The sequence below is a fragment of the Pseudomonas sp. BRM28 genome, assembly GCF_002939405.1.
GTDB lineage: Bacteria > Pseudomonadota > Gammaproteobacteria > Pseudomonadales > Pseudomonadaceae > Aquipseudomonas > Aquipseudomonas palmensis.
Genome location: NZ_PEFV01000001.1, coordinates 4,495,925 through 4,522,824, shown reverse-complemented (window position 1 = coordinate 4,522,824; position 26,900 = coordinate 4,495,925). Strand labels below are relative to the sequence as shown.

At 67.0% G+C, this 26,900-nt stretch carries 13 protein-coding genes and 1 pseudogene; 7 read left to right on the top strand and 7 right to left on the bottom strand.

The window, feature by feature from the left end; all coding sequences use genetic code 11:
• On the top strand, window positions 1-1,723 hold a 1,723-nt coding region (locus CR917_RS21025; protein WP_146095049.1), incomplete at its 5' end, for an amino acid adenylation domain-containing protein.
• Window positions 1,723-3,183 carry a condensation domain-containing protein gene (locus CR917_RS21020; protein WP_104572912.1) on the top strand — a complete coding sequence of 487 codons (1,461 nt, stop codon included), beginning with the start codon at window positions 1,723-1,725 and terminating at the stop codon, window positions 3,181-3,183. The genes CR917_RS21025 and CR917_RS21020, both read left to right, overlap by 1 nt.
• Here the strand turns inward: CR917_RS21020 and CR917_RS21015 are convergent.
• Window positions 3,137-4,045: pseudogene (locus CR917_RS21015) on the bottom strand (cbb3-type cytochrome c oxidase subunit I); the annotation flags it as partial. The gene CR917_RS21020 and the pseudogene CR917_RS21015 overlap by 47 nt on opposite strands.
• A 49-nt stretch (window positions 4,046-4,094) precedes the next feature.
• Between CR917_RS21015 and CR917_RS21010 the strand changes: the two are divergent.
• Window positions 4,095-4,784 (top strand): alpha/beta fold hydrolase, encoded by a 690-nt coding sequence (locus CR917_RS21010; protein ID WP_043862391.1) that lies wholly within the window; start codon window positions 4,095-4,097, stop codon window positions 4,782-4,784.
• 81 nt (window positions 4,785-4,865) lie between these two features.
• Here CR917_RS21010 and CR917_RS21005 read toward each other — a convergent pair whose 3' ends face one another.
• Window positions 4,866-5,150 carry a pyrimidine/purine nucleoside phosphorylase gene (locus tag CR917_RS21005; protein ID WP_043862392.1) on the bottom strand — a complete coding sequence of 95 codons (285 nt, stop codon included), beginning with the start codon at window positions 5,148-5,150 and terminating at the stop codon, window positions 4,866-4,868.
• A 70-nt stretch (window positions 5,151-5,220) separates the two neighbouring features.
• A complete protein-coding gene (locus tag CR917_RS21000; RefSeq protein WP_043862393.1) occupies window positions 5,221-5,772 on the bottom strand; it encodes an exonuclease domain-containing protein in 552 nt (183 codons plus the stop codon).
• Window positions 5,773-5,961: 189 nt separating this feature from the next.
• Here CR917_RS21000 and CR917_RS20995 point away from each other — a divergent pair, with 189 nt between their 5' ends.
• Together CR917_RS20995 and CR917_RS20990 are read left to right on the top strand one after the other, a co-directional pair.
• Window positions 5,962-6,717 (top strand): ABC transporter substrate-binding protein, encoded by a 756-nt coding sequence (locus tag CR917_RS20995; RefSeq protein ID WP_104573205.1) that lies wholly within the window; start codon window positions 5,962-5,964, stop codon window positions 6,715-6,717.
• A gap of 65 nt (window positions 6,718-6,782) precedes the next feature.
• Entirely contained in the window at window positions 6,783-7,796 is a 1,014-nt protein-coding gene (locus tag CR917_RS20990; protein ID WP_104572911.1) for a GNAT family N-acetyltransferase, read from the top strand.
• Between the two features lie 141 nt (window positions 7,797-7,937).
• Here CR917_RS20990 and CR917_RS20985 read toward each other — a convergent pair whose 3' ends face one another.
• Complete coding sequence (locus CR917_RS20985) at window positions 7,938-8,477, bottom strand: RNA polymerase factor sigma-70 (RefSeq protein ID WP_043862395.1); 540 nt, start codon at window positions 8,475-8,477, stop codon at window positions 7,938-7,940.
• Between the two features lie 328 nt (window positions 8,478-8,805).
• Between CR917_RS20985 and CR917_RS20980 the strand changes: the two genes are divergently transcribed.
• Entirely contained in the window at window positions 8,806-21,756 is a 12,951-nt protein-coding gene (locus CR917_RS20980) for a non-ribosomal peptide synthetase (RefSeq protein WP_104572910.1), read from the top strand.
• Between the two features lie 160 nt (window positions 21,757-21,916).
• Window positions 21,917-23,290 carry a sodium:proton antiporter gene (locus tag CR917_RS20975; RefSeq protein WP_256589738.1) on the top strand — a complete coding sequence of 458 codons (1,374 nt, stop codon included), beginning with the start codon at window positions 21,917-21,919 and terminating at the stop codon, window positions 23,288-23,290.
• Window positions 23,291-23,443: 153 nt separating this feature from the next.
• Here the strand turns inward: CR917_RS20975 and dsbG are convergent, their stop codons facing one another.
• The 3 genes from dsbG to dsbD are packed head-to-tail and all read right to left on the bottom strand — an operon-like array spanning window position 23,444 to window position 26,759.
• The gene (gene dsbG, locus CR917_RS20970) at window positions 23,444-24,199 is read right to left on the bottom strand and encodes a thiol:disulfide interchange protein DsbG (RefSeq protein ID WP_043862397.1); all 756 of its coding nucleotides are present in this window, start codon (window positions 24,197-24,199) and stop codon (window positions 23,444-23,446) included.
• Window positions 24,196-25,041 carry a TlpA disulfide reductase family protein gene (locus tag CR917_RS20965; protein ID WP_043862398.1) on the bottom strand — a complete coding sequence of 282 codons (846 nt, stop codon included), beginning with the start codon at window positions 25,039-25,041 and terminating at the stop codon, window positions 24,196-24,198. The genes dsbG and CR917_RS20965 overlap by 4 nt, the downstream gene beginning before the upstream one ends.
• Window positions 25,041-26,759: a protein-disulfide reductase DsbD gene (gene dsbD, locus CR917_RS20960; protein ID WP_104572909.1), complete on the bottom strand. Its 1,719-nt coding sequence runs from the start codon at window positions 26,757-26,759 to the stop codon at window positions 25,041-25,043. Before dsbD ends, CR917_RS20965 begins: the two co-directional genes overlap by 1 nt.
• Window positions 26,760-26,900: the final 141 nt, after the last annotated feature.

Below are 26,900 nucleotides of genomic sequence, written 5' to 3'. Positions count from 1 at the left end.
CGAACTCAACAGCCGTGCCAACCAGCTCGCCCATGCGCTGATTGCACGCGGTGTCGGCCCCGACGTGCTGGTCGGCATCGCCATGGAACGCAGCATCGAGATGGTCGTCGCCCTGCTGGCGACCCTCAAGGCCGGTGGCGCCTACGTGCCGCTGGACCCGGAATACCCGCACGAGCGCCTGGGCTACCTGTTCGACGACAGCGGCATCGCCCTGCTGCTGACCCAGCAGCACCTGCTGGCACAGTTGCCGGTGCCCGAAGGCCTACCGCTGCTGGCCCTGGACACGCTGGACCTGAGCGAGCACGCCCAGAGCAACCCGGACATTGCCCTGCACCCGGAGAACCTGGCCTACGTCATCTACACCTCCGGTTCCACCGGCAATCCCAAGGGCGCCGGCAACCGCCACAGCGCACTCACCAACCGCCTGTGCTGGATGCAGCAGGCCTACGCTCTGGACGCCAGCGACACGGTACTGCAGAAGACCCCGTTCAGCTTCGACGTGTCGGTGTGGGAGTTCTTCTGGCCGCTGATGACCGGTGCGCGCCTTGTGGTCGCTGCTCCTGGCGACCACCGCGACCCGGCCAGGCTGGTAGCGCTGATCAACCAGCACCAGGTCAGCACCCTGCACTTCGTACCGTCGATGCTGCAGGCCTTCCTGCTGGATGCCGGTGTGCCGCGCTGCACCAGCCTCACCCGCATCGTCTGCAGCGGCGAGGCCCTGCCGGTGGACGCGCAGCAGCAGGTGTTCGCCAAGTTGCCGAACGCCGGCCTGTACAACCTGTATGGCCCTACCGAAGCCGCCATCGACGTGACTCACTGGACCTGCCGCGAGGAAGGCAAGGATGGCGTACCGATCGGCCAGCCGATTGCCAACCTGCAGACCTACATCCTCGGCGACGACCTGGGGCTGTTGCCGGCGGGCGTCACCGGTGAGCTCTACCTGGCCGGCGAAGGCCTGGCGCGGGGTTACCACCGCCGCGCCGCACTGACTGCCGAGCGCTTTGTCACCAGCCCGTTCGGCGAAGGCAAGCGCCTGTACCGCACCGGCGACCTTGCCTGCTACCGCGCCGACGGCGTGATCGAATACCGCGGGCGTATCGATCATCAGGTGAAGATCCGCGGCCTGCGCATCGAGCTGGGTGAAATCGAGGCACGCCTGATGGCACTCGACGCCGTGCGCGAAGCGGTGGTGCTGGCGATCGAGGGTGCCACCGGCCAGCAACTGGTGGGGTATGTGGTGCCAAGCGCTGGTGCCGGGCAGGACGACCTGCGCGAGCACCTCAGGCACGCACTGAGTGCACATCTGCCGGACTACATGATCCCGGCGCAATGGGTGTGGCTGAAGCAGATGCCGCTGAGCCCGAACGGCAAGCTGGAGCGCAAGGCGCTGCCCAAGCCCGATGTCAGCCAGCTGCAACGTGAATATGTGGCCCCGCAAAGCGAGCTGGAGCAGCGCATTGCTGCCATCTGGCAGCACGTGCTCGGCTGCGAGCGCATCGGCCTGCACGACAACTTCTTCGAACTGGGTGGACATTCCTTGATGGTGATTCGCGTGATGTCACGCATGCAACTGGATGTGGGGATACAGGTGAGCCCGCACGAGCTGTTCCAATTCCCTGTTCTGGGTGATTTCACTGCACAGGTGGCGCAACTCGGTGCACAGGTCGACACCACGAAACTCAGCAAACTCGAAGCACTGTTCGACGAATTGGAGGAAGTGTGATGGACAAGGACATGGCTGCACGGATCGCCAAGCGATTCATCACCCTCCCGCTGGACAAGCGCAAAGTATTTCTCGAAAAAATGCTCGGCGAAGGCGTGTCGCCGGCCAACCTGCCGATCCCGCAGGTGCAGTCGGAGGTCGAGACGGTTCCGCTATCCTTCGCACAGGAGCGTCAGTGGTTCCTCTGGCAGCTGGAGCCGCAGAGTGCGGCCTACCACATCTGCATTGCGCTGCGCATGAAGGGCCCGTTGAACGCGAACGCGCTGGAGCGCAGTTTCAACGCCCTGGTCGCACGCCACCAGGCCCTGCGCACCACCTTCACCCAGACCCACGACGGCCCGGTGCAGCGCATTGCCCCGCACCTGACGCTGGAAATTGCGCGTCATGTGCTGGACACCCAGACAGAGGCGGCGGTTCTGGCCTTTGTCCAGGCGCAGACACAGGCCCCGTTCGACCTGGAGCACGGCCCTCTGTTGCGCATCGCGTTAGCATCCTCGGCGCCGGACGAGCATGTGCTGGTGCTGGTTCAGCACCACATCGTGTCGGACGCCGCCTCGCTGGAGATCATGGTCAGCGACCTGGTGCAGTTGTATGCCGGCTACAGCCAGGGGCGCGAGGTGACGTTGCCCGAGCTGCCGATCCAGTACGCCGACTACGCCATCTGGCAGCGACGCTGGATGGAAGCCGGCGAACGTGAGCGGCAGTTGCAGTACTGGACTGAAAAGCTCGGTGGTGAGCAGTCGGTGCTGGAGTTGCCACTGGACCGCCCGCGCCCCTCCGAGCAAAGCCACCGCGGAGCGCGCCTGGATGTCGACCTCGATCACACCGTCGCCCAGCGTCTCAAACACCTGGCCCAATCGCACAACGTGACCCCTTTCATGCTGTTGCTGGCCTCATTCCAGACCCTTCTGCACCGCTACAGTCGTCAGGCGGACATCCGCGTCGGCGTGCCAGTGGCCAACCGCAACCGGGTCGAGACCGAGGGTCTGATCGGCTTCTTCGTCAACACCCAGGTCTACAAGGCCGACTTCAGCACCGCATCGAGCTTTGAGGCACTGTTGCAGCAGGTGAAGCAGACGTCGCTCGAAGCACAGCAGTATCAGGAGTTGCCTTTCGGCTACCTGGTCGAAGCGCTGCAACCCACCCGCAGCATGAGCGTCACACCGCTGTTCCAGGCCATGTACAACCATCGCGGGCTGGTCAATGAAACGCGGCAGGCATCAGACCACTCGGATGCGCTGCAGGTCGAAAACCTGCAGTGGGACACCCACAGCGCGCAGTTCGACCTGACGCTCAACACCGCCGAATCGCCGACTGGCTTCTCGGCAAGCTTCACGTATGCCACCGATCTGTTCGACGCCGCGACCATCGAGCGTCTGGCCCGGCACTGGCAGAACCTGCTGCAGGCGATTNGCTGCGCAGCTTATGCCAGGCGCCCGAGAGGGTCATCATGCCGTTGATCATGCCGCCCCAGCTGGGCGCCAGCAGGATCAGCGACATCACCATGCCCAGCGACTGCGCCCAGTCGGGCAGGGCGGTGTAGTGCAGGTGGTGCGGGCCGGCCCAGATGTACAGGGTGATCAGGGCCCAGAAGTGCACGATCGACAGGCGATACGAGTACACCGGGCGCTCGGCCTGCTTGGGCACGAAGTAGTACATCATGCCCAGGAAGCCTGCGGTCAGGAAGAAGCCTACGGCGTTGTGGCCGTACCACCATTGCACCATCGCGTCGGTGGCGCCGCCGTACAGCGAGTACGACTTGGTCAGGCTGACCGGGATTTCCAGGTTGTTGACGATATGCAGGATCGCCACGGTGATGATGAACGCACCGAAGAACCAGTTACCCACGTAGATGTGCTTGGTGGTGCGCTTCATCAGGGTGCCGAAGAACACCACGGCGTAGGCCACCCAGACGATGGTGATCAGGATGTCGATCGGCCATTCCAGTTCGGCGTATTCCTTGGAGCTGGTATAACCCAGCGGCAGGCTGATGGCCGCGAGCACGATCACCAGTTGCCAGCCCCAGAAGGTAAAGGCGGCAAGGCGTGGCGAGAACAGCACGGTCTGGCAGGTACGCTGTACCGAGTAGTAGGAGGCGGCGAACAGTGCACAGCCCCCGAAGGCGAAGATCACCGCGTTGGTGTGCAAGGGGCGCAGGCGCCCGAAGCTGGTCCACGGGAGGTCGAAGTTGAGTGAAGGCCAGACGAGCTGCGCGGCGAGAAAAACGCCGAGCCCCATCCCGACGATTCCCCACACCACCGTCATAATGGCGAATTGGCGGACCACCTGGTAGTTGTAGGCGGTACTGCTGGTTGTGTTCATGTATGGGTTCCCATCCACGGTTATAGGCAGGCTAAACAGCGAGGCAAGCATGAGTAATGGGCAAGTGGCCGGTATTGACGGGGATCAATGGGCGCAGTGGGTCGAACAACGCGGCTGGTTGTACGATGCCCCGCAAAATCAGGCAGATGCGTCGCCCCTGGGGTGCCTGATCCTGGCCCACGGCGCGGGCGCACCCATGGACAGCGCGTTCATGACCGACATGGCGCAGAGGCTTGCCGCGCAAGGGCTGGCGGTACTGCGCTTCGAGTTTCCCTACATGGCCCAGCGCCGGCTCGATGGTGGCAGAAGGCCGCCAAACCCCCAGGCCCGCCTGCTCGACTGCTGGCGCGAAGTGGTGGCCCAGGTGCGACCATTGGTCGCTGGGCCGCTGGTGATCGGCGGCAAGTCCATGGGCGGGCGCATGGCCAGCCTGGTGGCGGACGAACTGGGGGTGGATGCGCTGGTGTGCCTGGGGTATCCGTTCTATGCCGCAGGCAAGCCCGAGAAGCCGCGGGTGGCGCACCTGGCCGAACTGAAGACGCCAACCCTGATCGTGCAGGGCGAGCGTGATGCGCTGGGCAATCGCGAGACGGTGGAGGGGTATGCACTGTCGTCAGCCATCGAGCTGTGCTGGCTGGTGGCAGGGGATCATGACTTGAAGCCGCTGAAGGCCTCGGGGTTCAGCCATGCGCACCACCTGGGGGCGGCGGCGGACAGCATCGTGGCGTTTTTACGCTGATGGCCGCTTCGCCGGCAAGGCCGGCTCCTGCAACGACCACAGTCCCCTGCAGGAGCCGGCCTTGTCGGCGAAGCCTTTGAATCAGTCGCGGTATTCGCACAGGTAGGCGGTATCGACCTTCACCTGCAACTGGAACTTGCTGTCGGCCGGCACATTGAACTGGCTGCCGGCGGTAAAGGTTTCCCAGTTGTCGCTGCCCGGCAGCTTGACGATCAGGGCGCCGGACACCACGTGCATGATCTCGCGCTTGGCCGTACCGAACTCGTACTCGCCCGGGGCCATCACGCCGACAGTGGCCGGGCCTTCGGCGCTGGTGAAGGCGATCGACTTGACCGTGCCATCAAAGTACTCGTTGACCTTAAACATGGGCGACTCCTGAAAGGGGCAAAAAAGGGCTGGCCAGTATGCCCAAGCCTCCCGGTGGCGTCATCCGCTTTCAGGCGCCCTGGGCCGGCAGGCTCAGCGGCAGCAGGCGTGCGGTATTGCGCGCATCTTCCAGGGCGCGGTGCTGCTGCCCGACAAACTGCAGCCCGGCCAGGGCCAGCGCGCCCTTGAGCCCGGGCGGGCGTTTCAGGTGGCGGGCCTTGGCGAAGCGCTGCTTGAGGTTGAGGTGGCAGGTGTCGGCCAGCAGGCTGTGCACCTGGTGCACCTGCCATTCCTGCAGCAGCTGGCGGCGATCGTAGTCGCCCCAGCTGACCCAGCCCTGCAGGTGCGCCTGCTGATGCTGCAGCCAGTGCTCGAACCCGTCCCACACCTTGGCAAAGGAGGCGGCGGCGTCGATGTCCGCCTGGGCGATATGCGTCAGCTCACGGCAAAAGGGCGTCAGCAGCGGGCGCCGCCGGGGTTTGACGAAGCGCTGGAAGTGGTCCACCTCGCGGCCTTCGCGGTTGACCAGGCTGGCGCCGATCTCGATGATTTCCATGTCTTCGATCGGCCAGCCACCCTCGTCGGTGGTAGCTTCCAGGTCGATCACCAACCAGTGGCCCATGGCAGGCTCCTTGACAGATACTCGCCTGAGCGTAGCCAATCTGTGGCCTGTGCGGTATCCCGTGGACATTTGCCTGATGGTTCTGCCAGTTGTGCAAGCGTAGGAAAACGCCTAGTTTAGGCGCGAACCCGTAAAGAGTGTGTTGCCTTGAGTTCAGCGTCACTGCCACAGGTCGTGCTCTCCCTGTCGATGCTCGCGGTGGCGTGGCTGACCACACCGGCGTGTGCCCAGGAGCAGATCAGGATCGGCGCAGCGCACTTTCCGCCGTACACCGTCAATCCCGAACGCGATACCGACAGCGGCCTGCTGGCGCAGTTGATCCAGGCCTTGAACGCGCTTCAGGACACCTACCATTTCACGCTGGTGCCCACCTCCATACCGCGACGCTTTCGCGACTTCAACGAGGGTCGCATCGACATGGCGATCTTCGAAAACCCTGACTGGGGCTGGAAAGGCATCGACTTCGTCAAGGTCGATCTCGGCCTCGAAGATGCCGAAGTCTTCGTCACGCACAATATCGAAGGCCGCGGCCAGGGCTACTTCGACAGCCTGCAGGGCAAGCGCCTGGCGTTGTACAGCGGCTATCACTACGCCTTCGCCGGTTTCAATGCCGACGCCAGGTACCTGCAGCAAACATTCGGCGCCACCCTGACCTATTCCCACGACAGCAACCTGATGATGGTGCAGCGCGACCGCGCCGACGTGGCCTTGGTGACCCGTTCGTACCTGTACGACTTTCTGGCGCGCCACGAGGATTACCGAGGCCAGTTCCTGGCCTCCGAGCGTACCGACCAGACCTATCACCATTACGCACTGCTGCGTCCCCAGGCACCGATCAGTGGCGAGGCCTTTGCCCGTCTGTTGCAGCAACTGCACGAGAACGGTCAGTTGCAGGACATCTTCGGGCCTTGCCAGATCGGTGTCAGCGCGGCCCATTCGCCCTAAATTCGCCTACGGTTTTCACGTCAACAGCAGTGAGATTGTCTCTTCCACTTCGTGAGCCCAAGACCATGCCTTCCGATACCGCAACCTGCGCGTTGTCCCTGCCGCGCTGGCGCAGCCTCAGCGCCGATGAAACCGACTGCCACCTGAGCCTGGTGCTCGAAGACACGCCATTGGTGCGCCTGCGTCTGGAGCGCGGTGATGACCTTGACGTGCACCTGCAATACACCTGCCCCGAGCGCCCACAGCAGGCGTTGTGGGCCGCGTGCTACTGGCTGTTTTCCCGCGATCCGGGGTGTCAGCGCCTGTGCTGGCATCTGGCGCAGGTGCCCGAGGCGGCACTGGCCAGCGGCCTGCTGGTGGCCGACGAACAGGCGGGGCGCTACCGCTGCGAACGCACGCTGTTCTGGCAGTTGCCGCAACCGTGGCTGGGCGAATCGCTGTCGGGCGTGTACCCGCAGCAGATGCAGATCAGTGCCGGCAAGCGTCATCCGCGCCGTGCGCCCAAGCCGCGGGGGGAAGTGTATCGGCGCTTCGATGCGCGGCTGGGGGCCTGGATCTCGTTGCGGACCCTGGAAATCGACCACGACCTGGAGCGCTTCAACCGTTGGCAGAACAACCCGCGGGTGCTGAGCTTCTGGCAGGAGGGCGGCAGCCTCGAACAGCACCGCGACTACCTGAGCAAGCTTGAGGCCGACCCGCACACACTGACCCTGATCGGCTGCTTCGACGACCAGCCGTTTGCCTACTTCGAAGCCTACTGGGCCAAGGAGGACCGGATTGCACCGTTCTATGCGGCCGACGACTACGACCGTGGCATTCACATGCTGGTAGGGGAGCAGACGCACCGCGGGCCGCACAAGGTGGCCAGCTGGCTGTCGGCGCTGGTGCACTACCTGTTCCTGGACGACCCGCGTACCCAGCGCGTGGTGGCCGAGCCTCGGGCCGACAATGCCAAGATGATCGGCTACATGCATGACCAGTGCTTTCACTGCGAGAAGGAATTCGACTTCCCGCACAAGCGTGCGGCGCTGATGATCCTGGGGCGCGAGCGCTTCTTCGAGCGCTGCAGGCTGGTATAGGCCGGCACCCGATCCTGTAGGCGCCGGCGTTGCCGGCGAACCAGCACAAGGCGCTCGTGCTGCCGGACACCCGGCATCTGGCCTGGAGGGTCGCCGGCAACGCCGGCTCCTACAGGGCAGCAGCGGCGCAGGGTGGCCCCTTCAGGCCACCTCACCCCGCGCCAGCGACACCTTGCGGCAATGCACCAGCGCATCGCGAATCATGAAGTTCACCAGGGTCGGCGACACGCCCAGCTCCTTGGCGATGTCCTTCTGCGGCACGCCATGCAGGCGGTACATCTCGAACGCATAGCGGGTGCGCTGCGGCAGCTCGCTCAGCGCATCGGCAATGTGCTCAAGCGTCGCGAAATTGATGTGCGTGGCTTCGGGCGAGGCACCATGGATGACCACATTCAGACCTTCCTCTTCGCTGCCGGAATATTTCAGCTCCATCGCCTGCTTGCGGTAATGGTCGATGGCCAGGTTGCGCACGATCTGGAACAGGTAGCTCAACTGCGCCTTGAACGACGAGGTGATCTGCGGGGCTGCACTGAGCCGGAAGAAAGCGTCCTGCACGACATCCTCGGCGCGTGAGCGACACCCGGTGATCCGGGCGGCAATTTTCACCAGAATGCTGCGATTGTCGACGAACGCTTGGAGTAACGGTGAATCGCACTTACTTGTGGACAGTTGTTCCGCCATGGAAATTTCACCTTGTTCTCGAAGAGGGAAGCGAAGCACTCCGCGAGGAGATGCTTCCTACGACGTGCGACAAGCTATTCTTAATGATAATTATTGTCAAATGCGAAAAGTAATACTTCAAACTGTTTTTTGGTTCTAAGCACCACCCCGTGATCCGCTTCGAAAATCACTGTCGCCGCGCCACAGTGGCGCCTAATTATTTCACCCGTTCATCCGTTCCCCTGTGTACATCCTCGGCCCCTGAAGGGCGTGTGCCGGTGCCCGAACACCCGGCTCCCTGCGCCCCGCGATGCCGATTTTCACGTACAGACACTGGCAGGAACTTTCCATGACGGACGCCTTCGAACTCCCGGTTACGCTGGTCCAGGCCCTCACCCAGCGTGCTGCGCTGACCCCTGAGCGGGTGGCCTTGCGCTTTCTCGCCGAAGACGCCCGCGACCAGGCCGTGCTCAGCTACCGTGACCTGCACCTGCGTGCATGCAGCATCGCCGCCGCATTGCAGGCGCGTGCGGTGCCGGGCGATCGCGCGATCCTGCTGTTCCCCAGTGGCCCGGACTACGTCGCCGCGTTCTTCGGCTGCCTGTATGCCGGGGTGATCGCCGTGCCGGCCTATCCGCCGGAATCCTCGCGCACCCACCACCAGGCCCGCCTGCTGTCGATCATCGAGGACGCCCAGCCGCGCCTGCTGCTGACCGTCGACAACCTGCACAACAGCCTGCTGGCCCTGGATGCACTCAAGGGCGAGGATGCGCCGCAGCTGCTCAGCGTCGATCACCTCGACGCCGGCCTGGGCGAGCAGTGGCAGGCCCCGTCGCTCAAGCCGGACGACATCGCCTTTCTGCAGTACACCTCCGGCTCCACCGCGCTGCCCAAGGGCGTGCAGGTCAGCCACGGCAACCTGGTGGCCAACGAAGTGCTGATCCGCCACGGCTTCGGCATCGACGTGAACCCCGACGACGTGATCGTCAGCTGGCTGCCGCTGTACCACGACATGGGCCTGATCGGCGGCCTGCTGCAACCGATCTTCAGCGGCGTGCCCTGCGTGCTGATGGCCCCGGCCTACTTCCTGGCGCGGCCGCAGCGCTGGCTGCAGGCGATCAGCGATTACCGCGGCACCATCAGCGGCGGGCCGGACTTCGCCTACCGCCTGTGCAACGAGCGCGTCAGCAGTGCGGCGCTGGCCAGCCTCGACCTGAGCTGCTGGCGCGTGGCCTATTCGGGCTCCGAGCCGATCCGCCAGGACAGCCTCGACAGCTTTGCCGACAAATTCGCCGCGTGCGGTTTCGTGCCCTCGAGTTTCTTCGCCAGCTACGGCCTGGCCGAAGCCACCCTGTTCGTCAGTGGCAGCGTGCGCGGCGGCGGTATCCCCGCGCTGGCGCTGGACAGCGCGGCACTGGCGCACAACCGCGCCGAAGCAGGCGAGGGCAGCGTGCAGATGAGCTGCGGCTTCAGCCAGCCGCTGCACGCGGTGCAGGTCGTCGAACCGCACACCCTGGCTGTGCTGGGCGACAACCAGGTGGGCGAGATCTGGGCCGCCGGCCCGAGCATCGCCCACGGTTACTGGCGCAACCCCGAGGCCAGCGCAAAGACCTTCGTCGAGCACGGCGGGCGCACCTGGCTGCGCACCGGCGACCTGGGCTTCATGCGTGACGGCGAACTGTTCGTCACCGGGCGCCTGAAGGACATGCTCATCGTGCGCGGGCACAACCTCTACCCGCAGGACCTGGAAAAGACCCTGGAGCGCGAGGTCGACGTGCTGCGCAAGGGCCGCGTGGCGGTGTTCGCCGTCGACGACCAGGGCGAGGAGGGTATCGGCATCGCGGTGGAGATCAGCCGCAACGTGCAGAAGGTCATCGAGCCGGCGAACCTGATCCGCACCCTGCGCCAGGTCATCGCCGATGCCTGCCAGCAGGCACCGGCGGTGGTGCTGCTGCTCAACCCCGGTGCGTTGCCCAAGACCTCCAGCGGCAAGTTGCAGCGTTCGGCCTGCCGCCTGCGCCTGCACGATGGCAGCCTGGACTGCTACGCCCGCTTCCCGGAGGCTCAGGCGCCTGCCGCACGCCACGCGGCGCCGAGCGGCGACGGGTTGCAGGCGCTGATCGCGCGGCTGTGGTGCGAGCAACTGAACGTGGCCGAGGTGGGCGACGACGATCACTTCTTCCTGCTCGGCGGCAACTCCATCGCCGCCACCCAGCTCACGGCGCGCCTGCGTGACGAACTGGGGCTGGAACTGAGCCTGAGCCTGCTGTTCGAAGCGCCGACCCTGGCAGGCTTCACTGCCCAGGTGGCCCGCCTGCACATCGACGGCGGGGTGGCCCAGGGCGCCATCGCGCAATTGCCCCGGGAACAGGCGCTGCCGCAATCGCTGGCCCAGGCCCGGCTGTGGCTGCTGTGGCAACTGGAGCCTGGCAGTGCGGCCTACAACATCCCGGGGGGCCTGCGCCTGCGCGGCGAACTGGACGAGGCTGCGCTGCGCAGCAGCTTCCAGGCGCTGGTGGCCCGCCATGAAGCGCTGCGCACGGTGTTTGCCGACCACCACGGGCAACCGGTGCAGCGCGTGCTGGCGAACCTGGCGTTGCAGGTGCACAGCCTGGACCTGGGGCACGAAACCCCGGCCCGCGTTCAGCAGTTGCGCGAAGACGAGGCGCGCCAACCCTTCGACCTGGAGCGCGGGCCGCTGCTGCGGGTCACCCTGGTACGCCAGGACAACGAAACCCATCAGCTGTGGGTGACCCTGCACCACATCATCGCCGACGGCTGGTCGATGAACATTCTGCTGGGCGAATTCGCGCGCCTGTATGCCGCCGCCTGCCAGGGCCAGCAGGCGCGACTGAATACGTTGCCGGTGCATTACGCCGACTATGCCAGCTGGCAGCGCCAGTGGCTGGTCCAGGGGGAAAGTACCCGCCAGCTCGCCTACTGGAAGGCCTTGCTCGGCGATGCGCAGCCGGTGCTCGACCTGCCCACCGATCACCCGCGCTCGGTGCAGCAGCGCAACAGCGCCACGCGCCTGAGCCTGCGTCTTGAGCCGGCGCTGGGCACTGCACTGCGCCAGGTGGCCCAGGCCCACGATGCCAGCCTGTTCATGCTGTTGCTGGCGGCTTGGCAAACCCTTCTGCACCGCTACAGCGGCCAGCGCGACATCCGTGTCGGCGTGCCCAATGCCAACCGCCCGCGCCTGGAAACCCAGGGCCTGGTCGGCTTCTTCATCAACCCCCAGGTGCTGCGTGCCGAGCTTGACCCGCGCCAGCCCTTCAGTGCCTTGCTGGCCCAGGTGCGCCAGCGCACCCTTGAAGCCCAGGCCAACCAGGACCTGCCGTTCGAGCAGTTGGTCGAAGCCTTCCCCGAGGCCCGCGAGCAGGGCCTGTTCCAGGTCATGTTCAACCACCAGCAGCGCGACCTCGGCGCCTTGCGCCGCCTGCCGGGGCTGTTGGCCGACGAACTGGCGTGGCACAGCCGCGAGGCCAAGTTCGACCTGCAACTGCACAGCGAAGAAGACCACCAGGGCCGCATCAGCCTTTCCTTCGACTATGCCGACGAGCTGTTCGACGCTGCCAGCATCGAGCGCCTGGCCGCGCAACTGGTCAGCCTGCTGCAGCAGGTGAGCAGCGCGCCGCAGCTGCCGCTGGCCGAGCTGAACCTGCTCGACGCCCCGGGCCGCGCCCAACTGCTCGACTGGGGCCAGGCCCCGGCAGCGGCCCCCGGCCAGTGGCTGGTGGAGCAACTCAACGAACAGGCGCGCAGCACCCCGCAGCGCACCGCGCTGGTATGGGCCGGCGGCAGCCTGGACTACGCGAGCCTGCACACCCAGGCCAACCGCCTGGCCCATTACCTGCGCGACAAGGGCGTGGGCCCGGACGTGTGCGTGGCGATTGCCGCCGAGCGTTCGCCGCAGCTGCTGGTGGGCCTGCTGGCGATTCTCAAGGCCGGTGGTGCCTACGTGCCGCTGGACGTCGACTACCCGGCCGAGCGCCTGGCCTACATGCTCGCCGACTGCGGCGCAAGCCTGCTGCTCAGCCACAGCGAGGTGCTCGAACGCCTGCCCCAGGTCGAGGGCGTGAGTACCATCGCCATGGACACCCTGCACCTGGACAACTGGCCCAGCCAGGCGCCGGGCCTGCATCTGCACGGTGACAACCTGGCCTACGTGATCTACACCTCCGGCTCCACCGGCCAGCCCAAGGGCGTGGGCAACACCCATGCGGCCCTGGCCGAGCGCCTGCACTGGATGCAGGCCACCTATGCGCTGGACGAACACGACGTGCTGCTGCAAAAAGCCCCGATCAGCTTCGACGTGTCGGTGTGGGAATGCTTCTGGCCGCTGGCCCAGGGCTGCACGCTGGTGCTGGCCGGCCCCGGCGAGCACCGCGACCCGCAGCGCATCGCCGAACTGGTGCAGCAGCATGGCGTGACCACGCTGCACTTCGTGCCGCCGCTGTTGCAGGTGTTCGTGCAGGAGCCCCTGGCGGCCGCCTGTACCAGCCTGCGCCGGGTGTTCTCCGGCGGCGAGGCGTTGCCGGCGGCGCTGCGCGACCGTGTGCTGCAGGTACTGCCGCACGTGGCACTGCACAACCGCTATGGGCCGACCGAAACCGCGATCAATGTCACCCACTGGCACTGCCGCCGTGAAGACGGCCTGCGCTCGCCCATCGGCCGGCCCCTGGCCAACGTGCAGTGCCAGGTGCTCGATGAGGAGCTGGCGCTTTCGCCTGTGGGGGTGCCCGGTGAGCTGTGCCTGGGCGGTGCGGGCCTGGCCCGTGGCTACCTGGGCCGGCCGGGCCTCACCGCCGAACGCTTCGTGCCCGGCGCCGACGGCCAGCGCCTGTACCGCAGCGGCGACCGTGCGCGTTGGCTGGCCGACCTGGGGGCACTGGAATACCTGGGCCGCATCGACCAGCAGGTCAAACTGCGCGGTTTTCGTGTAGAGCCCGAAGAGGTGCAGGCCTGCCTGCTGGCCCAGCCGGGCGTGGAGCAGGCCGTGGTGCTGGTACGCGACACGGCGGCCGGCCCGCAACTGGTCGGCTACTACACCCACGCGCACGACTGCGGCGAAGCATTGCTGAGCGCACTGGCGGCGCAATTGCCGCCCTACATGGTGCCCGCGCAACTGGTGCACCTGGCGCAGATGCCGCTGGGCCCCAGCGGCAAGCTCGACCGCAAGGCGCTGCCCGAGCCGAGCTGGCAGCAGCGCGTGCATGTTGCCCCGGTCACGCCGCTGCAACAGCAGATCGCCGCCATCTGGTGCGATGTGCTGGGCCTGGCGCGGGTCGGCCTGGACGATGACTTCTTCGCCCTCGGCGGGCACTCGCTGCTGGCCACCCAGATCATCGCCCGCACGCGCCAGGCCTGCGACGTCGAACTGCCACTGCGCACCCTGTTCGAAGCCAGCGCGCTGGGCGCCTTCGCCGCGCGCATCGAGGCCCTGCAACTGGCCGGGCAGCACAACCTGCAAGGCGAAATAACGCGCATCGACCGCAGCCAGCCGGTGCCGCTGTCGTACTCGCAGCAGCGCATGTGGTTCCTCTGGCAGATGGAGCCGGACAGCCCGGCCTACAACGTCGGCGGCATGGCACGCCTGCGCGGGGTGCTGGACGTCAGCCGCTTCGAACAGGCCCTGCAGGCGCTGATCGTGCGCCACGAGACCTTGCGCACCACCTTCCCGAGCATCGATGGCGTACCGTACCAGGCCGTTTCGCCCGACACCGGGCTGGTGATGAACTGGCTGGACTTTTCGGCCCACGACCAGGCGCAGCGCCAGCATCGCCTGCAGGCTCTGGCCGACGAGCAGGCGCACCAGCCGTTCGACCTGGAGACCGGGCCGCTGCTGCGTGCCTGCCTGGTCAAGGCCGGCGAGCAGGAGCACTACTTCGTGCTCACCCTGCACCACATCGTCACCGAAGGCTGGGCCATGGACATCTTTGCCCGCGAGCTGGGCGAGCTGTACGAAGCGTTTCTCGACGACCGCGATTCGCCGCTCGAACCGCTGCCGGTGCAGTACCTGGACTACAGCGTGTGGCAGCGCCAGTGGCTGGAGGCCGGCGAGCGCCAGCGCCAGCTGGACTACTGGCGCGCACAGCTGGGCGATGAACACCCGGTGCTGGAATTGCCCGCCGATCGTCCGCGCCCGGCGGTGCAGAGCCACCGCGGCGAGCTGTACCGCTTCGACCTGAGCGATGAGCTGGCCGCCAGGGTGCGCGCCTTCAATGCCGAGCATGGCCTGACCCTGTTCATGACCATGACCGCCACCCTGGCGCTGCTGCTGTACCGCTACAGCGGGCAGACCGACCTGCGCATCGGCGCACCGGTGGCCAACCGCATCCGCCCGGAAAGCGAGGGGTTGATCGGCGCCTTCCTCAACACCCAGGTGCTGCGTTGCCAGCTGGACGGGCAGATGCGCGTGGCCGACCTGATCGAGCAGGTGCGCCAGACCGTGATCGACGGCCAGTCGCACCAGGACCTGCCGTTCGACCACCTGGTCGAAGCCTTGCAGCCACCGCGCAGCGCCGCCTACAACCCGCTGTTCCAGGTGATGTGCAACGTGCAGCGCTGGGAATTCCAGCAGAGCCGCCAACTGGCCGGCATGCAGGTGGAGTACCTGGTCAACGACGCCCGGGCGACCAAGTTCGACCTCAACCTGGAAGTCACCGACCTCGACCGTCGCCTGGGCTGCTGCCTGACCTACAGTTGCGACCTGTTCGACGCGCCGCGCATCGCGCGCATGGCGGCGCACTGGCAGCGATTGCTCGACGCCTTGCTGGCCGACCCGCAGCAACGCCTGTGCGAACTGCCGCTGCTGGGCGAGGGCGAGCGCCAGGCCCTGTTCGACAACCTGGCCGGCGACCCCGCAGCGCCGGGCCTGAACCGCACCGTGCATGACCTGTTCAGTGCACAGGCCCAGCGCACCCCGGAGGCACTGGCACTGACCTTTGCCGGCGAACACCTGAGCTACGCCCAGCTCGATGCCCGGGCCAACCGCCTGGCGCGGGTGCTGCGCGAACGTGGCGTGGGCCCGCAGGTGCGGGTGGGCCTGGCGCTGGAGCGTTCGGCGCAGTTGGTGATCGGCCTGCTGGCGATTCTCAAGGCCGGCGGTGCCTACGTGCCGCTGGACCCGGAATACCCCCTCGAACGCCTGCAGTACATGATCCAGGACAGCGGCATCGGCCTGCTGCTGGGCCAGCGCGCGCTGTTCGACAGGCTGGGCGAGCTGCCGCCCGGCATGGCCCGCTGGTGCCTGGACGACGACGCGGCGGCGCTGCACGGCTACAGCGCAGAGGCCTTGCCGTCACTCAGCCTGCCGGGCCATCAGGCCTACCTGATCTACACCTCCGGCTCCACCGGCAAGCCCAAGGGCGTGGTGGTCAGCCATGGCGAGATCGCCATGCACTGCCTGGCGGTGATCGAGGCGTTCGGCATGCGCAGCGACGACTGCGAGCTGCACTTCTATTCGATCAACTTCGACGCGGCCACCGAGCGCCTGCTGGTGCCATTGCTCAGCGGCGCACGGGTGGTGCTGCGCGCCCAGGGGCAGTGGGGCGCCGAGGAAATCTGCACGCTGATCCGCCAGCAGCAGGTCAGCGTGCTGGGCTTCACGCCGAGCTACGGCAGCCAGTTGGCGCAATGGCTGGCCAGCCGCGACGAACAGCTGCCGGTGCGCCTGTGCATCACCGGCGGCGAAGCACTGACCGGCGAGCACCTGCAACGCATTCGCGAGGCGTTCAAGCCGGCGCAGTTCTTCAATGCCTACGGCCCCACCGAAACCGTGGTGATGCCGCTGGCCTGCCTGGCACCACCGGCCCTTGAAGCGGGCGTCGGCAGTGTGCCGATCGGCCGGGTGATCGGCGCCCGCGTGGCGTACATCCTCGATGCCGACCTGGCGCTGCTGCCGCAGGGCGCCATTGGCGAGCTGTACATCGGTGGCGCAGGCCTGGCCCAGGGCTACCATGATCGACCTGGGCTGAGCGCCGAACGCTTCGTCGCCGACCCGTTCAGCCAGCGGGGCGGGCGCCTGTACCGCACCGGCGACCTGGTGCGCCAGCGCGCCGACGGGCTGGTGGAGTACATGGGGCGTATCGACCATCAGGTGAAGATCCGCGGCTTCCGTATCGAACTGGGTGAGATCGAAAGCCGCCTGCTGGAAAATGCCGACGTGCGCGAGGCCGTGGTGCTGGCGCTGGACATGCCCGGCGGCAAGCAACTGGCTGCCTACCTGGTGTGCGAGCAGGCACAGGCCGGCGCCGAACAGCAGGCGGCGCTGCGCGACAGCCTCAAGGCGCAACTGCGGGTGAACCTGCCCGACTACATGGTGCCCGCCCACCTGGTGCTGCTGGATCAGATGCCGCTGACCGGCAACGGCAAGCTCGACCGTCACGCGTTGCCGCTGCCGGACAGGGAGCAGGGCCGCGAGCACTACGAGGCGCCACGCAGCGAGGTGGAGCAGCAACTGGCCGCGATCTGGCGCGATGTGCTCAACGTCGAGCGCGTGGGCCTGCAGGACAACTTCTTCGAACTGGGCGGCGACTCGATCCTGTCGATCCAGGTGGTCAGCCGCGCCCGCCAGCTGGGCCTGCACTTCAGCGCCCGCGACCTGTTCCAGCAGCAGACCGTGCAGACCCTGGCCACGGTGGTCAGCCGCAGCCAGGCCACGTTGATCGAACAGGGCCCGCTCAGCGGCGCCGCAGCGCTCACGCCGATCCAGCACTGGTTCTTCGACAGCGACGTGGTGCAACCGCAGCACTGGAACCAGGCCGTGCTGCTGGCGCCTGCAGAACGCCTGGCCGGCGCCGCGCTGGAACAGGCCCTGCAGGCGCTGGTGGCGCATCACGATGCACTGCGCCTGCGCTTTTGCGAGGGCCGCGCCAGCTACGCCCCGGCCGATACGCGCGCACTGCTGTGGCAGGCCTCGGTGGCCGATCTGCAGGATTGCCAGGCCCTGTACTGCGATGTGCAGCGCAGCCTCGACCTCGCCGACGGCCCGCTGCTGCGTGCGCTGCTGGTGGAGGACGGGCAGGGCGCCCAGCGCCTGCTGCTGGCGATCCATCACCTGGTGGTGGATGGCGTGTCGTGGCGCGTGCTGCTCGAAGACCTGCAGGCGCTGTACCGTGGCCAGCCGCTGGCAGCCAAGACCAGCGCGATGAGCCACTGGGCCGCACGCCTGGCCACCTATGCCGGCAGCGACTCGCTGCGTGACGAGCAGCACTGGTGGCAGGCGCAGCTCAGTGCCGCCACCCGCGAGCTGCCGTGCGACCACCCCCAGGGTGCCAACCTGCACCGCCAGGCGCACACCGTCAGCGTGCAACTGAGCCGGGGGCAGACGCGCCAGTTGCTGCAGCAGGCCCCCGCGGCCTACCGCACCCAGGTCAACGACCTGTTGCTGACCGCGCTGGCCCGGGTGCTGTGCCGCTGGAGCGGCGATACCTCGGTGCTGGTGCAGCTCGAAGGGCATGGCCGCGAGACCCTGTTCGACGAGATCGACCTGAGCCGCAGCGTCGGCTGGTTCACCAGCGCCTACCCGCTGCGCCTGAGCCCGCTGAACATCGAGGAGGCCGCCGGGCAGGCGGCCTCGATCAAGGCGATCAAGGAGCAACTGCGCAGCGTGCCGCACAAGGGCCTGGGGTATGGGGTACTGCGCTACCTGGCCGATGACGCCACCCGCGAAGCCATGGCCGCGCTGCCCCAGGCGCGCATCACCTTCAACTACCTGGGCCAGTTCGACCAGCAGTTCGGCAGTGCGGCGCTGTATCAGCCGGTGGACGAACCCGCGGGCCTGGCCCACGACCTCGACGCACCGCTGCCCAACTGGCTGAGCGTCGACGGCCAGGTGTACGGCGGCCAGTTGCAGCTGCGCTGGACCTTCAGCCGCGAGCGCTTCGACACCCAGACCATCGAAGAGCTGGCCCGCGCCTACCTCGGCGAGCTGGCGAGCCTGATCGTCCATTGCCTGGATGACGCCAACGGCAGCTTCACGCCGTCGGACTTCCCGCTGGCGCGCCTGACCCAGGCACAGATCGACAGCCTGCCGGTGCCCGCCGCGCAGATCGAGGACGTGTACCCGCTGACCCCGATGCAGGAGGGCATGCTGCTGCACACCCTGCTCGAACCGGGCACCGGCATCTACTACATGCAGGACCGCTACCGCATCAACAGCGAGATCGACCCGCAGCGCTTCGCCCAGGCCTGGCAGGCGGTGGTGGCGCGGCACGAAGCCCTGCGCGCCTCGTTCTGCTGGAATGCCGGCGAAGGCATGCTGCAGATCATTCACAAGCCCGGCACCACGCCTATCGACTATCAGGACTGGAGCGCCGACCCGCAGGCCGATCACGAAGCACGCCTGCAGGCCCTGCACAAGCAGGAGCGCGAGGCCGGTTTCGAGCTGTTGCAGCAGGCGCCGTTCCACCTGCGCCTGATCCGCGTGGGCCAGGCGCAGTACTGGTTCATGATGAGCAACCACCACATCCTCATCGATGCCTGGTGCCGCTCGCTGCTGATGAACGACTTCTTCGAGCTCTACCTGGCCCTGGGCGAGGGCCGTGAGGCGCAGCTGGCGACGCCGCCGCGCTACCGCGACTACATCGGCTGGCTGCAGCACCAGAGCCTGGACGAGGCGCGCCAGTGGTGGCGGCAGAACCTGCAGGGCTTCGAGCGCACCACCTACCTTCCAAGCGACCGCCCGCTGCTGCGCGAGCACGCGAGCGATCACGGCGGCATGCAGGTGGGCGACTGCTACACGCGCCTGGCGGTGGAGGACGGGGTACGCCTGCGCGAGCTGGCCCAGGCCCATCAGCTGACCGTCAACACCTTCGCCCAGGCGGCCTGGGCGCTGGTGCTCAGCCGCTTCAGCGGCGAGCGTGACGTGGTGTTCGGCGTGACCGTGGCCGGGCGCCCGGTCAGCCTGCCGCAGATGCAGCACACCGTGGGCCTGTTCATCAACAGCATCGCACTGCGTGTCACCCTGCCGGCCCCCGGCGAGCGGTGTTCGGTGCGCCAGTGGCTGCAGGGCCTGCTGGAACGCAACATGGAGGTGCGCGAGTACGAGTACCTGCCGCTGGTCAACATCCAGGAATGCAGCGAACTGCCCAAAGGCCAGCCGCTGTTCGACAGCCTGTTCGTGTTCGAGAACGCCCCGGTCGAAGTGGCGGTGCTGGACCGCGCCCAGAGCCTGAATGCAACCTCCGACTCGGGCCGCACCCACACCAACTTCCCGCTCACGGCGGTGTGCTACCCCGGCGACGACCTGGGCCTGCACTTGTCGTTCGACCAGCGCTACTTCGACCGCGCCACCGTCGAACGCCTGCTGGGAGAATTCAAGCGCCTGCTGCTGGCGCTGATGGAGGGCTTGCACGGCGATGTGGCGCAGCTGGCACTGCTGGGCGAGCAGGAACAGCGCTTCCTGCTGCAGGACTGCAACCGCAGCGAGCATGCCTATCCGCTGCAGCAGAGCTACGCGGCGTTGTTCGAGGCGAGGGTGGCGGCGCATCCCGATCGGGTGGTCGCACGCTGCCTCGAACAGCAGTGCAGCTACGCCGAGCTGAACTGCCAGGCCAACCGCCTCGGGCATGCCCTGGTGGCGGCCGGGGTGCAGGTCGACCAGCCGGTGGCACTGCTGGCCGAGCGCGGGCTGGCGCTGCTGGGCATGATCGTCGGCAGCTTCAAGGCCGGCGCCGGCTACCTGCCGCTGGACCCGGGCCTGCCCGGCGCGCGTCTGCAACGCATCGTCGAGCTCAGCCGCACCCCGGTGATCGTCTGCACCCGGGCCTGCCTGGCCCAGGCACAGGCCCTGCTCGACGAACTGGGGTGTGCCGGGCGGCCGCGCCTGCTGGTGTGGGAGGACATTCAGGCCGGCGACGGCAGCGAAGCCAACCCGGGCATCTACAGCGCGCCGGACAACCTCGCCTACGTGATCTACACCTCCGGCTCCACCGGCCTGCCCAAGGGCGTGATGGTCGAGCAGCGCGGCATGCTCAACAATCAGCTGAGCAAGGTGCCGTACCTGCAACTGGGCGAGGCGGACGTGATCGCGCAGACCGCCTCGCAGAGCTTCGATATCTCGGTGTGGCAGTTCCTTGCCGCGCCGCTGTTCGGCGCGCAGGTGGCGATCGTGCCCAATGCCATCGCGCACGATCCGCAAGGGCTGCTGGAGCATGTGCAGGCCGCCGGCATCACGGTGCTCGAAAGCGTGCCGTCGCTGATCCAGGGCATGCTGGGCAACGAGCGCCAGCACCTGAGCGGCCTGCGCTGGATGCTGCCCACCGGCGAGGCGATGCCGCCGGAACTGGCCTGGCAGTGGCTGGAGCGCTACCCGCAGATCGGCCTGGTGAATGCCTACGGCCCGGCCGAGTGCTCCGATGACGTGGCGTTCTTCCGCGTCGATGCGGCCTCCACCCAGGGCAGCTACCTGCCGATCGGCACGCCGACCGACAACAACCGCCTGTACCTGTTCGGTGAAGATCACGAGCTGGTGCCGCTGGGCGCGGTGGGCGAGCTGTGCGTGGCCGGCACCGGGGTAGGGCGCGGCTACGTGGGCGACCCGCTGCGCACGGCCCAGGCGTTCATCCCGCACCCGTTCGGCGCCCCGGGCGAGCGCCTGTACCGCACCGGCGACCTGGCACGCCGGCGTGCCGACGGGGTGCTGGAGTACGTGGGGCGCATCGATCACCAGGTAAAGATTCGCGGCTACCGCATCGAACTGGGCGAAATCGAGGCACGCCTGCATGAACAGGTCCAGGTGCGTGACGCGGCGGTGGGCGTGCAGGAGGGTGCAAACGGCAAGCACCTGGTCGGCTACCTGGTGGCGGCCGACAGCCGTGCCGACACGGCGCCATTGCTGGAACAGGTTCGCCAGCGCCTGCGCGCCGAACTGCCGGAGTACATGGTGCCGCTGCACTGGGCGTGGCTGGCCGAGTTGCCGCGCAACGCCAATGGCAAGCTCGACCGCAAGGCGCTGCCGGCCATCGAGTTCGGCCAGCAGCACAGCCAGGCCTACCTGGCGCCGCGCAGCGAACTGGAGCAGCAACTGGCTGACATCTGGGCCGATGTGCTCAAGGTCGAGCGGGTGGGGGTGCGCGACAACTTCTTCGAGTTGGGCGGGCATTCGCTGCTGGCCACCCAGATTGCTTCGCGGGTGCAGAAGGTGCTGCAACTGAACGTGCCGCTGCGGGCCATGTTCGAATGCAGCAGCGTGGAGGAACTGGCGATCTATGTGGAGGGCCTCGAGGCCACCGTGCTGAGCGACGACAAGGTCGACCGGCTGAGTGACCTGATGGCTTCGCTGGAGGCGTTGTAGGCAGCCGAGCGGGGCATTTTGGTTTAGCATCCATGCTTCGCTCATGCGCGCCAGCCTTCGGGCTGGCGCGCTGCTGTTCATCTGCACACGGTCGGTATCGATGCGCCTTTTCCCTGCTTTGTTTCGTGGTTGTTCCTGTCTGTCGCTGCTGGCGGCCCTCTTGTTGCTGTGCCTGCCGGGCACCGCCAGCGCCGCCGAGGTCGATGGCGCGCGCATGGGCCTGCTGTGGGGCGTGCCGTTTGCCGGCATCCTGCTGAGCATCGCCTTGCTGCCCATCGTGGCCGCACCGCTGTGGCATCACCATTTCGGCAAGATCACCCTGGGCTGGACGCTGCTGTTCGCGCTGCCGTTCTGCTTTGCCTTCGGCTGGCACGCCAGCCTGGGGCTGGGCGTGCACGTACTGCTGGCCGAGTACCTGCCGTTCATCATCCTGCTGTTTGCGCTGTTCACCATTTCGGGCGGGATCGTGGTGGAGGGCAACCTGCATGGCTCGCCGTGGCTCAACACGCGGTTGCTGGCGCTGGGGGCGGTGCTGGCCTCGGTGATGGGCACCACGGGGGCGGCGATGCTGCTGATCCGCCCGTTGCTGCGTGCCAACGACAACCGCAAGCACACCGCGCACGTGGTGGTGTTCTTCATCTTTCTGGTGGCCAACGTCGGCGGCGGTCTGACCCCGTTGGGCGACCCGCCGTTGTTCCTGGGTTTTCTCAAGGGTGTGAGCTTTGCCTGGACCCTGCAGCACATGGCCTTGCCGGTGGTGCTGCTGGCGGTGCCGTTGCTGGGCGTGTTCTACCTGATCGACCGCTACTACTATCGCCGCGAAAACGAGATGCTGGCCGAAGACCCGACGCCGGATGCGCCGTTGCGCCTGCTGGGCAAGCGCAACTTCCTGCTGTTGGCGGGCGTGGTGCTGGCGGTATTGATGTCGGGCCTCTGGAAACCCGGGATTGGCGTCGAGCTGATGGGCACTCGGGTCGAGGTGCAGAACCTGTTGCGAGACGGCCTGCTGGTGGTACTGGCCTTGCTGTCGTTGTGGTTCACCCCGCGCGGCCTGCGGGTTGCCAACGAGTTCGACTGGGGGCCGATCGTCGAGGTGGCCAAGTTGTTCGCGGGCATCTTTCTCACCATTGCCCCGGTGATTGCGATATTGCGGGCCGGCAGTGACGGTCAGTTGGCGTGGTTGGTGGCGAGCGTGAGTGGTGCGCAGGGCGAGCCGATCGACAGCATGTACTTCTGGTTGAGCGGGACCTTGTCGAGCTTCCTGGACAATGCGCCGACCTATTTGTTGTTCTTCAACATGTCGGCTGGGGATGCGCAGGTGTTGATGGAGCGCATGCCGCAGACCTTGCTGGCGATCTCCATGGGTTCGGTGTTCATGGGGGCGATGACCTACATTGGCAACGCGCCGAACTTCATGGTCAAGGCGATAGCCGAGCAGCGCGGGGTGAAGATGCCGAGCTTCTTCGGGTACATGGCGTGGTCGTGTGCGGTGCTGTTGCCGTTGCTGGTGGTGTTGACGCTGGTGATGCTGTAAAGCCACCCCAACCCCCAAAGGCCATGATGGCCCTACTGCGATCTTCGGCCGAACAAACAAGGCTGACAACACCGATCCTGCAGGCCATGGCCTGTGGGATTTGCATCGCCAGCCCTGGTGCCCGGCTTCAGATATCTGTTGGCGTGGTGAGTCTCAACGCTTGCCCAGTATCTTCCCCAACATCTCTGGCCGCGGCGCACCCTGCTGGGTCTGCAACTGCCCCTTGTCATCCAGGTAGAAGATCGCCGGCGTAGCCGACAATCCCAGCTCCTCCATCAGCGCCAGGTTCGCATCCAGCTTGGCCTGCACCTGCGCCGGAATCTTCGCCAGCGGCTTGAGGGTGCTGGCCTTGCCCGCGCTTTCATGGGCCTGCAAGGCCTTCTGCGGGTCGGCGCTGGCCAGCAACGCGGCCGACTTGGCCGGGCTGTCGGCGCGGATGATGCCGACCATGATGTGGCGCAATTGCACCTTGCCCGAGTCCACCCACGGCCGTGCCTGCTGCCAGAACATGTTGCAGTACGGGCAGTTGGGGTCGCTGAACAGGTACACCACCCGCGGTGCATCGGCCTTGCCATCGGCAATCCACGCGGTCTTGTCGAGCTTGGCCCACACCTGCTTGGCCATGGGTGCATACACCAGCTTCTCCAGCGGCGCCTCGCTCAGGTCCTGGCCCTGTTCGTCGAACAGGCTGCCAACCAGCACGTGCTTGCCGTCCGGGGTCAGGTACAGGGCCACGCCACGGTTCTGGAACTGCGCGGCATAGCCTTTCAGGCCATTGGGCGCATCGAAGCTGCCGGTGACCTTGGCGCCCTTGGCCTCGATCTGCTGCACGGCCTTGGGCAATTCTTCGGCGACGGCCAGTTGGGTGGCGAACATGCCCAGGGCGAGGGTAATGGCGGAAACTTTCATGGTGTCGTCCTTGCTGGAACGGTGGGAGCGAGCGCGGTATCGCGGTCGAAGGATTCGAGGGCATGGCGCAGGCTGGCACGGGACAGCTCCCCCAGGTGGCTGCCCACCAGGCGCCCCTCGGCGTCGTAGAACAGGGTGGTGGGCAGCGCCATGGAGCCGACCTGCTGGGCCAGCTGGCCACCGGTATCGAACAGTACATGGGACAGGTTCAGGCCGGTGGTGGCCAGGAAGTTGGTGACGATCTGCGGGGTTTCGCCCTGGTTGACGAACAGGAAGGTCACGTCCGGATAATCATGCTGGGCCTGTTGCAGCACCGGCATCTCGCGCCGGCACGGCGGGCACCAGGTGGCCCACAGGTTGATCACCAACGGCCGGCCGCGGTGGCTGTGCAGCGCCACCGAATGGCCCTGGGCATCGCGCAGGGCCAGGTCCGGCAGTTGCGTGCCCTGTTCGTAGAGGTGGCTGGCCCAGCTGGCCAGCAACCAGAACAGCGCGCCGCTGAACAGGCCCCAGCCCAGTGGCCGGCGCAGGCTCGCCTGGCGCCAGGCGTACCAGGCCGCCCCCAGCAGCACCGCCACCAGGCCGGCCCAGGGCAAAAAGCCGCCATCGCGGATGTCGATGATCTGCACCGGGTCTTCGGCATACATCGACCAGTAGCGCGCCACGAACCCCAGCCGGGCGCACAGCAGGCCGAGCAGGAACAGGCGAAACAGTGCGGCCTCGGGGTTGTCGCCGCCGCGCCTGGCCACCCGCCAGCCCACCAGCGTGGCCAGGCCCAGGGCGCAGAGCAGCAGCAGGTGGTCGAGGGCGATGGTCAGGGGACCCAGGTTAACGGTCAGCATCAGCCTTGGCTCCGGGTGGCGGTCCAGTGTTGCAGGAAGGTGGCGGCGTTGACTTCACCGGTGATGCGCCTGGCCCGGCGCTCGTCGCCCTCGGGGCCGATCCACAGCATGCTCGGCGGGCCGGGCACCTGGTAGCGCTGCAGCAGCTGCTGGCTGGCCGGGGCATCGGCGGTCACGTCCAGGCGTACCAGGCGCACGCCTTCCAGCGCGGCGAGCACGTCGGGGCGGGCGAACACCTGTTTTTCCATGACTTTGCACGACACGCACCAGTCGGCGTAGTAATCCAGGAACACCCACTGCCCCTGGGCCTTGGCGGCGTCCAGCTGCGCCTGCAGCTCGGCCGGGGTGCGCACCGTGGTGAAGGCGTCGGCGTGGGGCGCAGCCACGGCATTGCCGGTGCCACCGGCATAGGGTTGCAGGGGCTGCAGCAGGTTGCTCGCGCCACCGGCCGCGCCCACCACCAGCAAGGCGCCCCACAGGCCCGCCAGCAGCACGGCCGGTTGCAGGGCGCGCAGGGTGTGGACCGCGGGCCAGGCGCCCCAGGCCAGCGCGATCAGCCAGGCCCCGCACAGGCCCAGCCACAGCGCAGGGTCGAGCACCGCGCGCAGGGTGTACAACGCCATGCCCAGGAACACGAAGCCGAACACCGCCTTGACCCGGTTCATCCAGGCCCCCGGACGTGGCAGGTAGCGGTTGCCCACGGTCACCAGCAGCAACAGCGGCAGGCCCATGCCCAGCCCCAGGCTGAACAGCACCAGCGCCCCATGCACGGCATTGCCGCTCTGCGCGATGTACAGCAGCGCGCCGGCCAGCGGGGCGGTCATGCACGGCCCCATCAGCAGGCCCGACAAGGCCCCCAGCAGTACCGCGCCATACAGATTGCCGCCACGGGTGTTGCGGCCTGCGCGCTCCAGGCGGTCGCGCACGAAGGTGGGCAGCTGCAGCTCGAAGGCGCCGAACATCGGCAGGGCCAGCAGCACGAACAGCGCGGCCAGGCTGCCCAGCAGCCAAGGCTGCTGCAGCCATGCCTGCAGGCTGGCGCCAAGCTGTGCGGCAACCACGCCCAGGGCGGCATACACCAGCGCCATGCTCAGTACGTAGGCGCCTGCCAGCACCAGCCCGCGGCGGGTGCTGGCGCCGTTGCCCATCACCAGCCCGGCCAGGATCGGCAGCATCGGCAACGAACAGGGGGTAAAGGCCAGCAGCAGTCCCAGGCCGAAGAAGGCCAGCAGGCTCCAGGCCAGCGGGTGTTCGCCGAGGCTGCCGGCCAGGGCCTGGTCGCTGGCCTGCTCGGCGCCTGCGGCCTGCCCGCCCAGGTCGACCGGGCTGGTTTGGGGCGGGTAGCACAGCCCCGCGTCGGCACAGCCCTGCCAGCCCATGCGCAACTGGCCGGTGGCGTTGGCCGGTATCAGCAGCTCGAGTTCGCCGCGGTACACCTGGGTTTCGCCGAAGTACTCGTCGCTGTGGGGCAGGGCCGGCGGCAATGGTGGTACCGCCTCGGGGGCGAGGCCATCGAACTTCAGACGCTTCTGGTACAGGTAGTAGCCGTCGCTGATCTGCCAGTGCAGGCGCATCTGCCCCGAGGGCAGGCGCTCGCTGCTGAACACGAAGGCCTTTTCCACGGGCAGGAATTCGCTCTGGGCAAAAGGGTTGTTGAAGGGCTGGGCCTGGCTCAGCGAACTGAACAGCCACAGCAGGGCTAGCAGAAATACGCGCATGTCGACGCCTTGGCAGTGCGATAAGCCCGCAAGACTGACCGGCATGGATTAACCCAGGGTTAACCGATGGGCAGCCGTCGCCTCGCAGGCGACGTGAGCGCCTGGGCGCGGCATAATCCCCGGTTAATCCGCCTGTGGCCC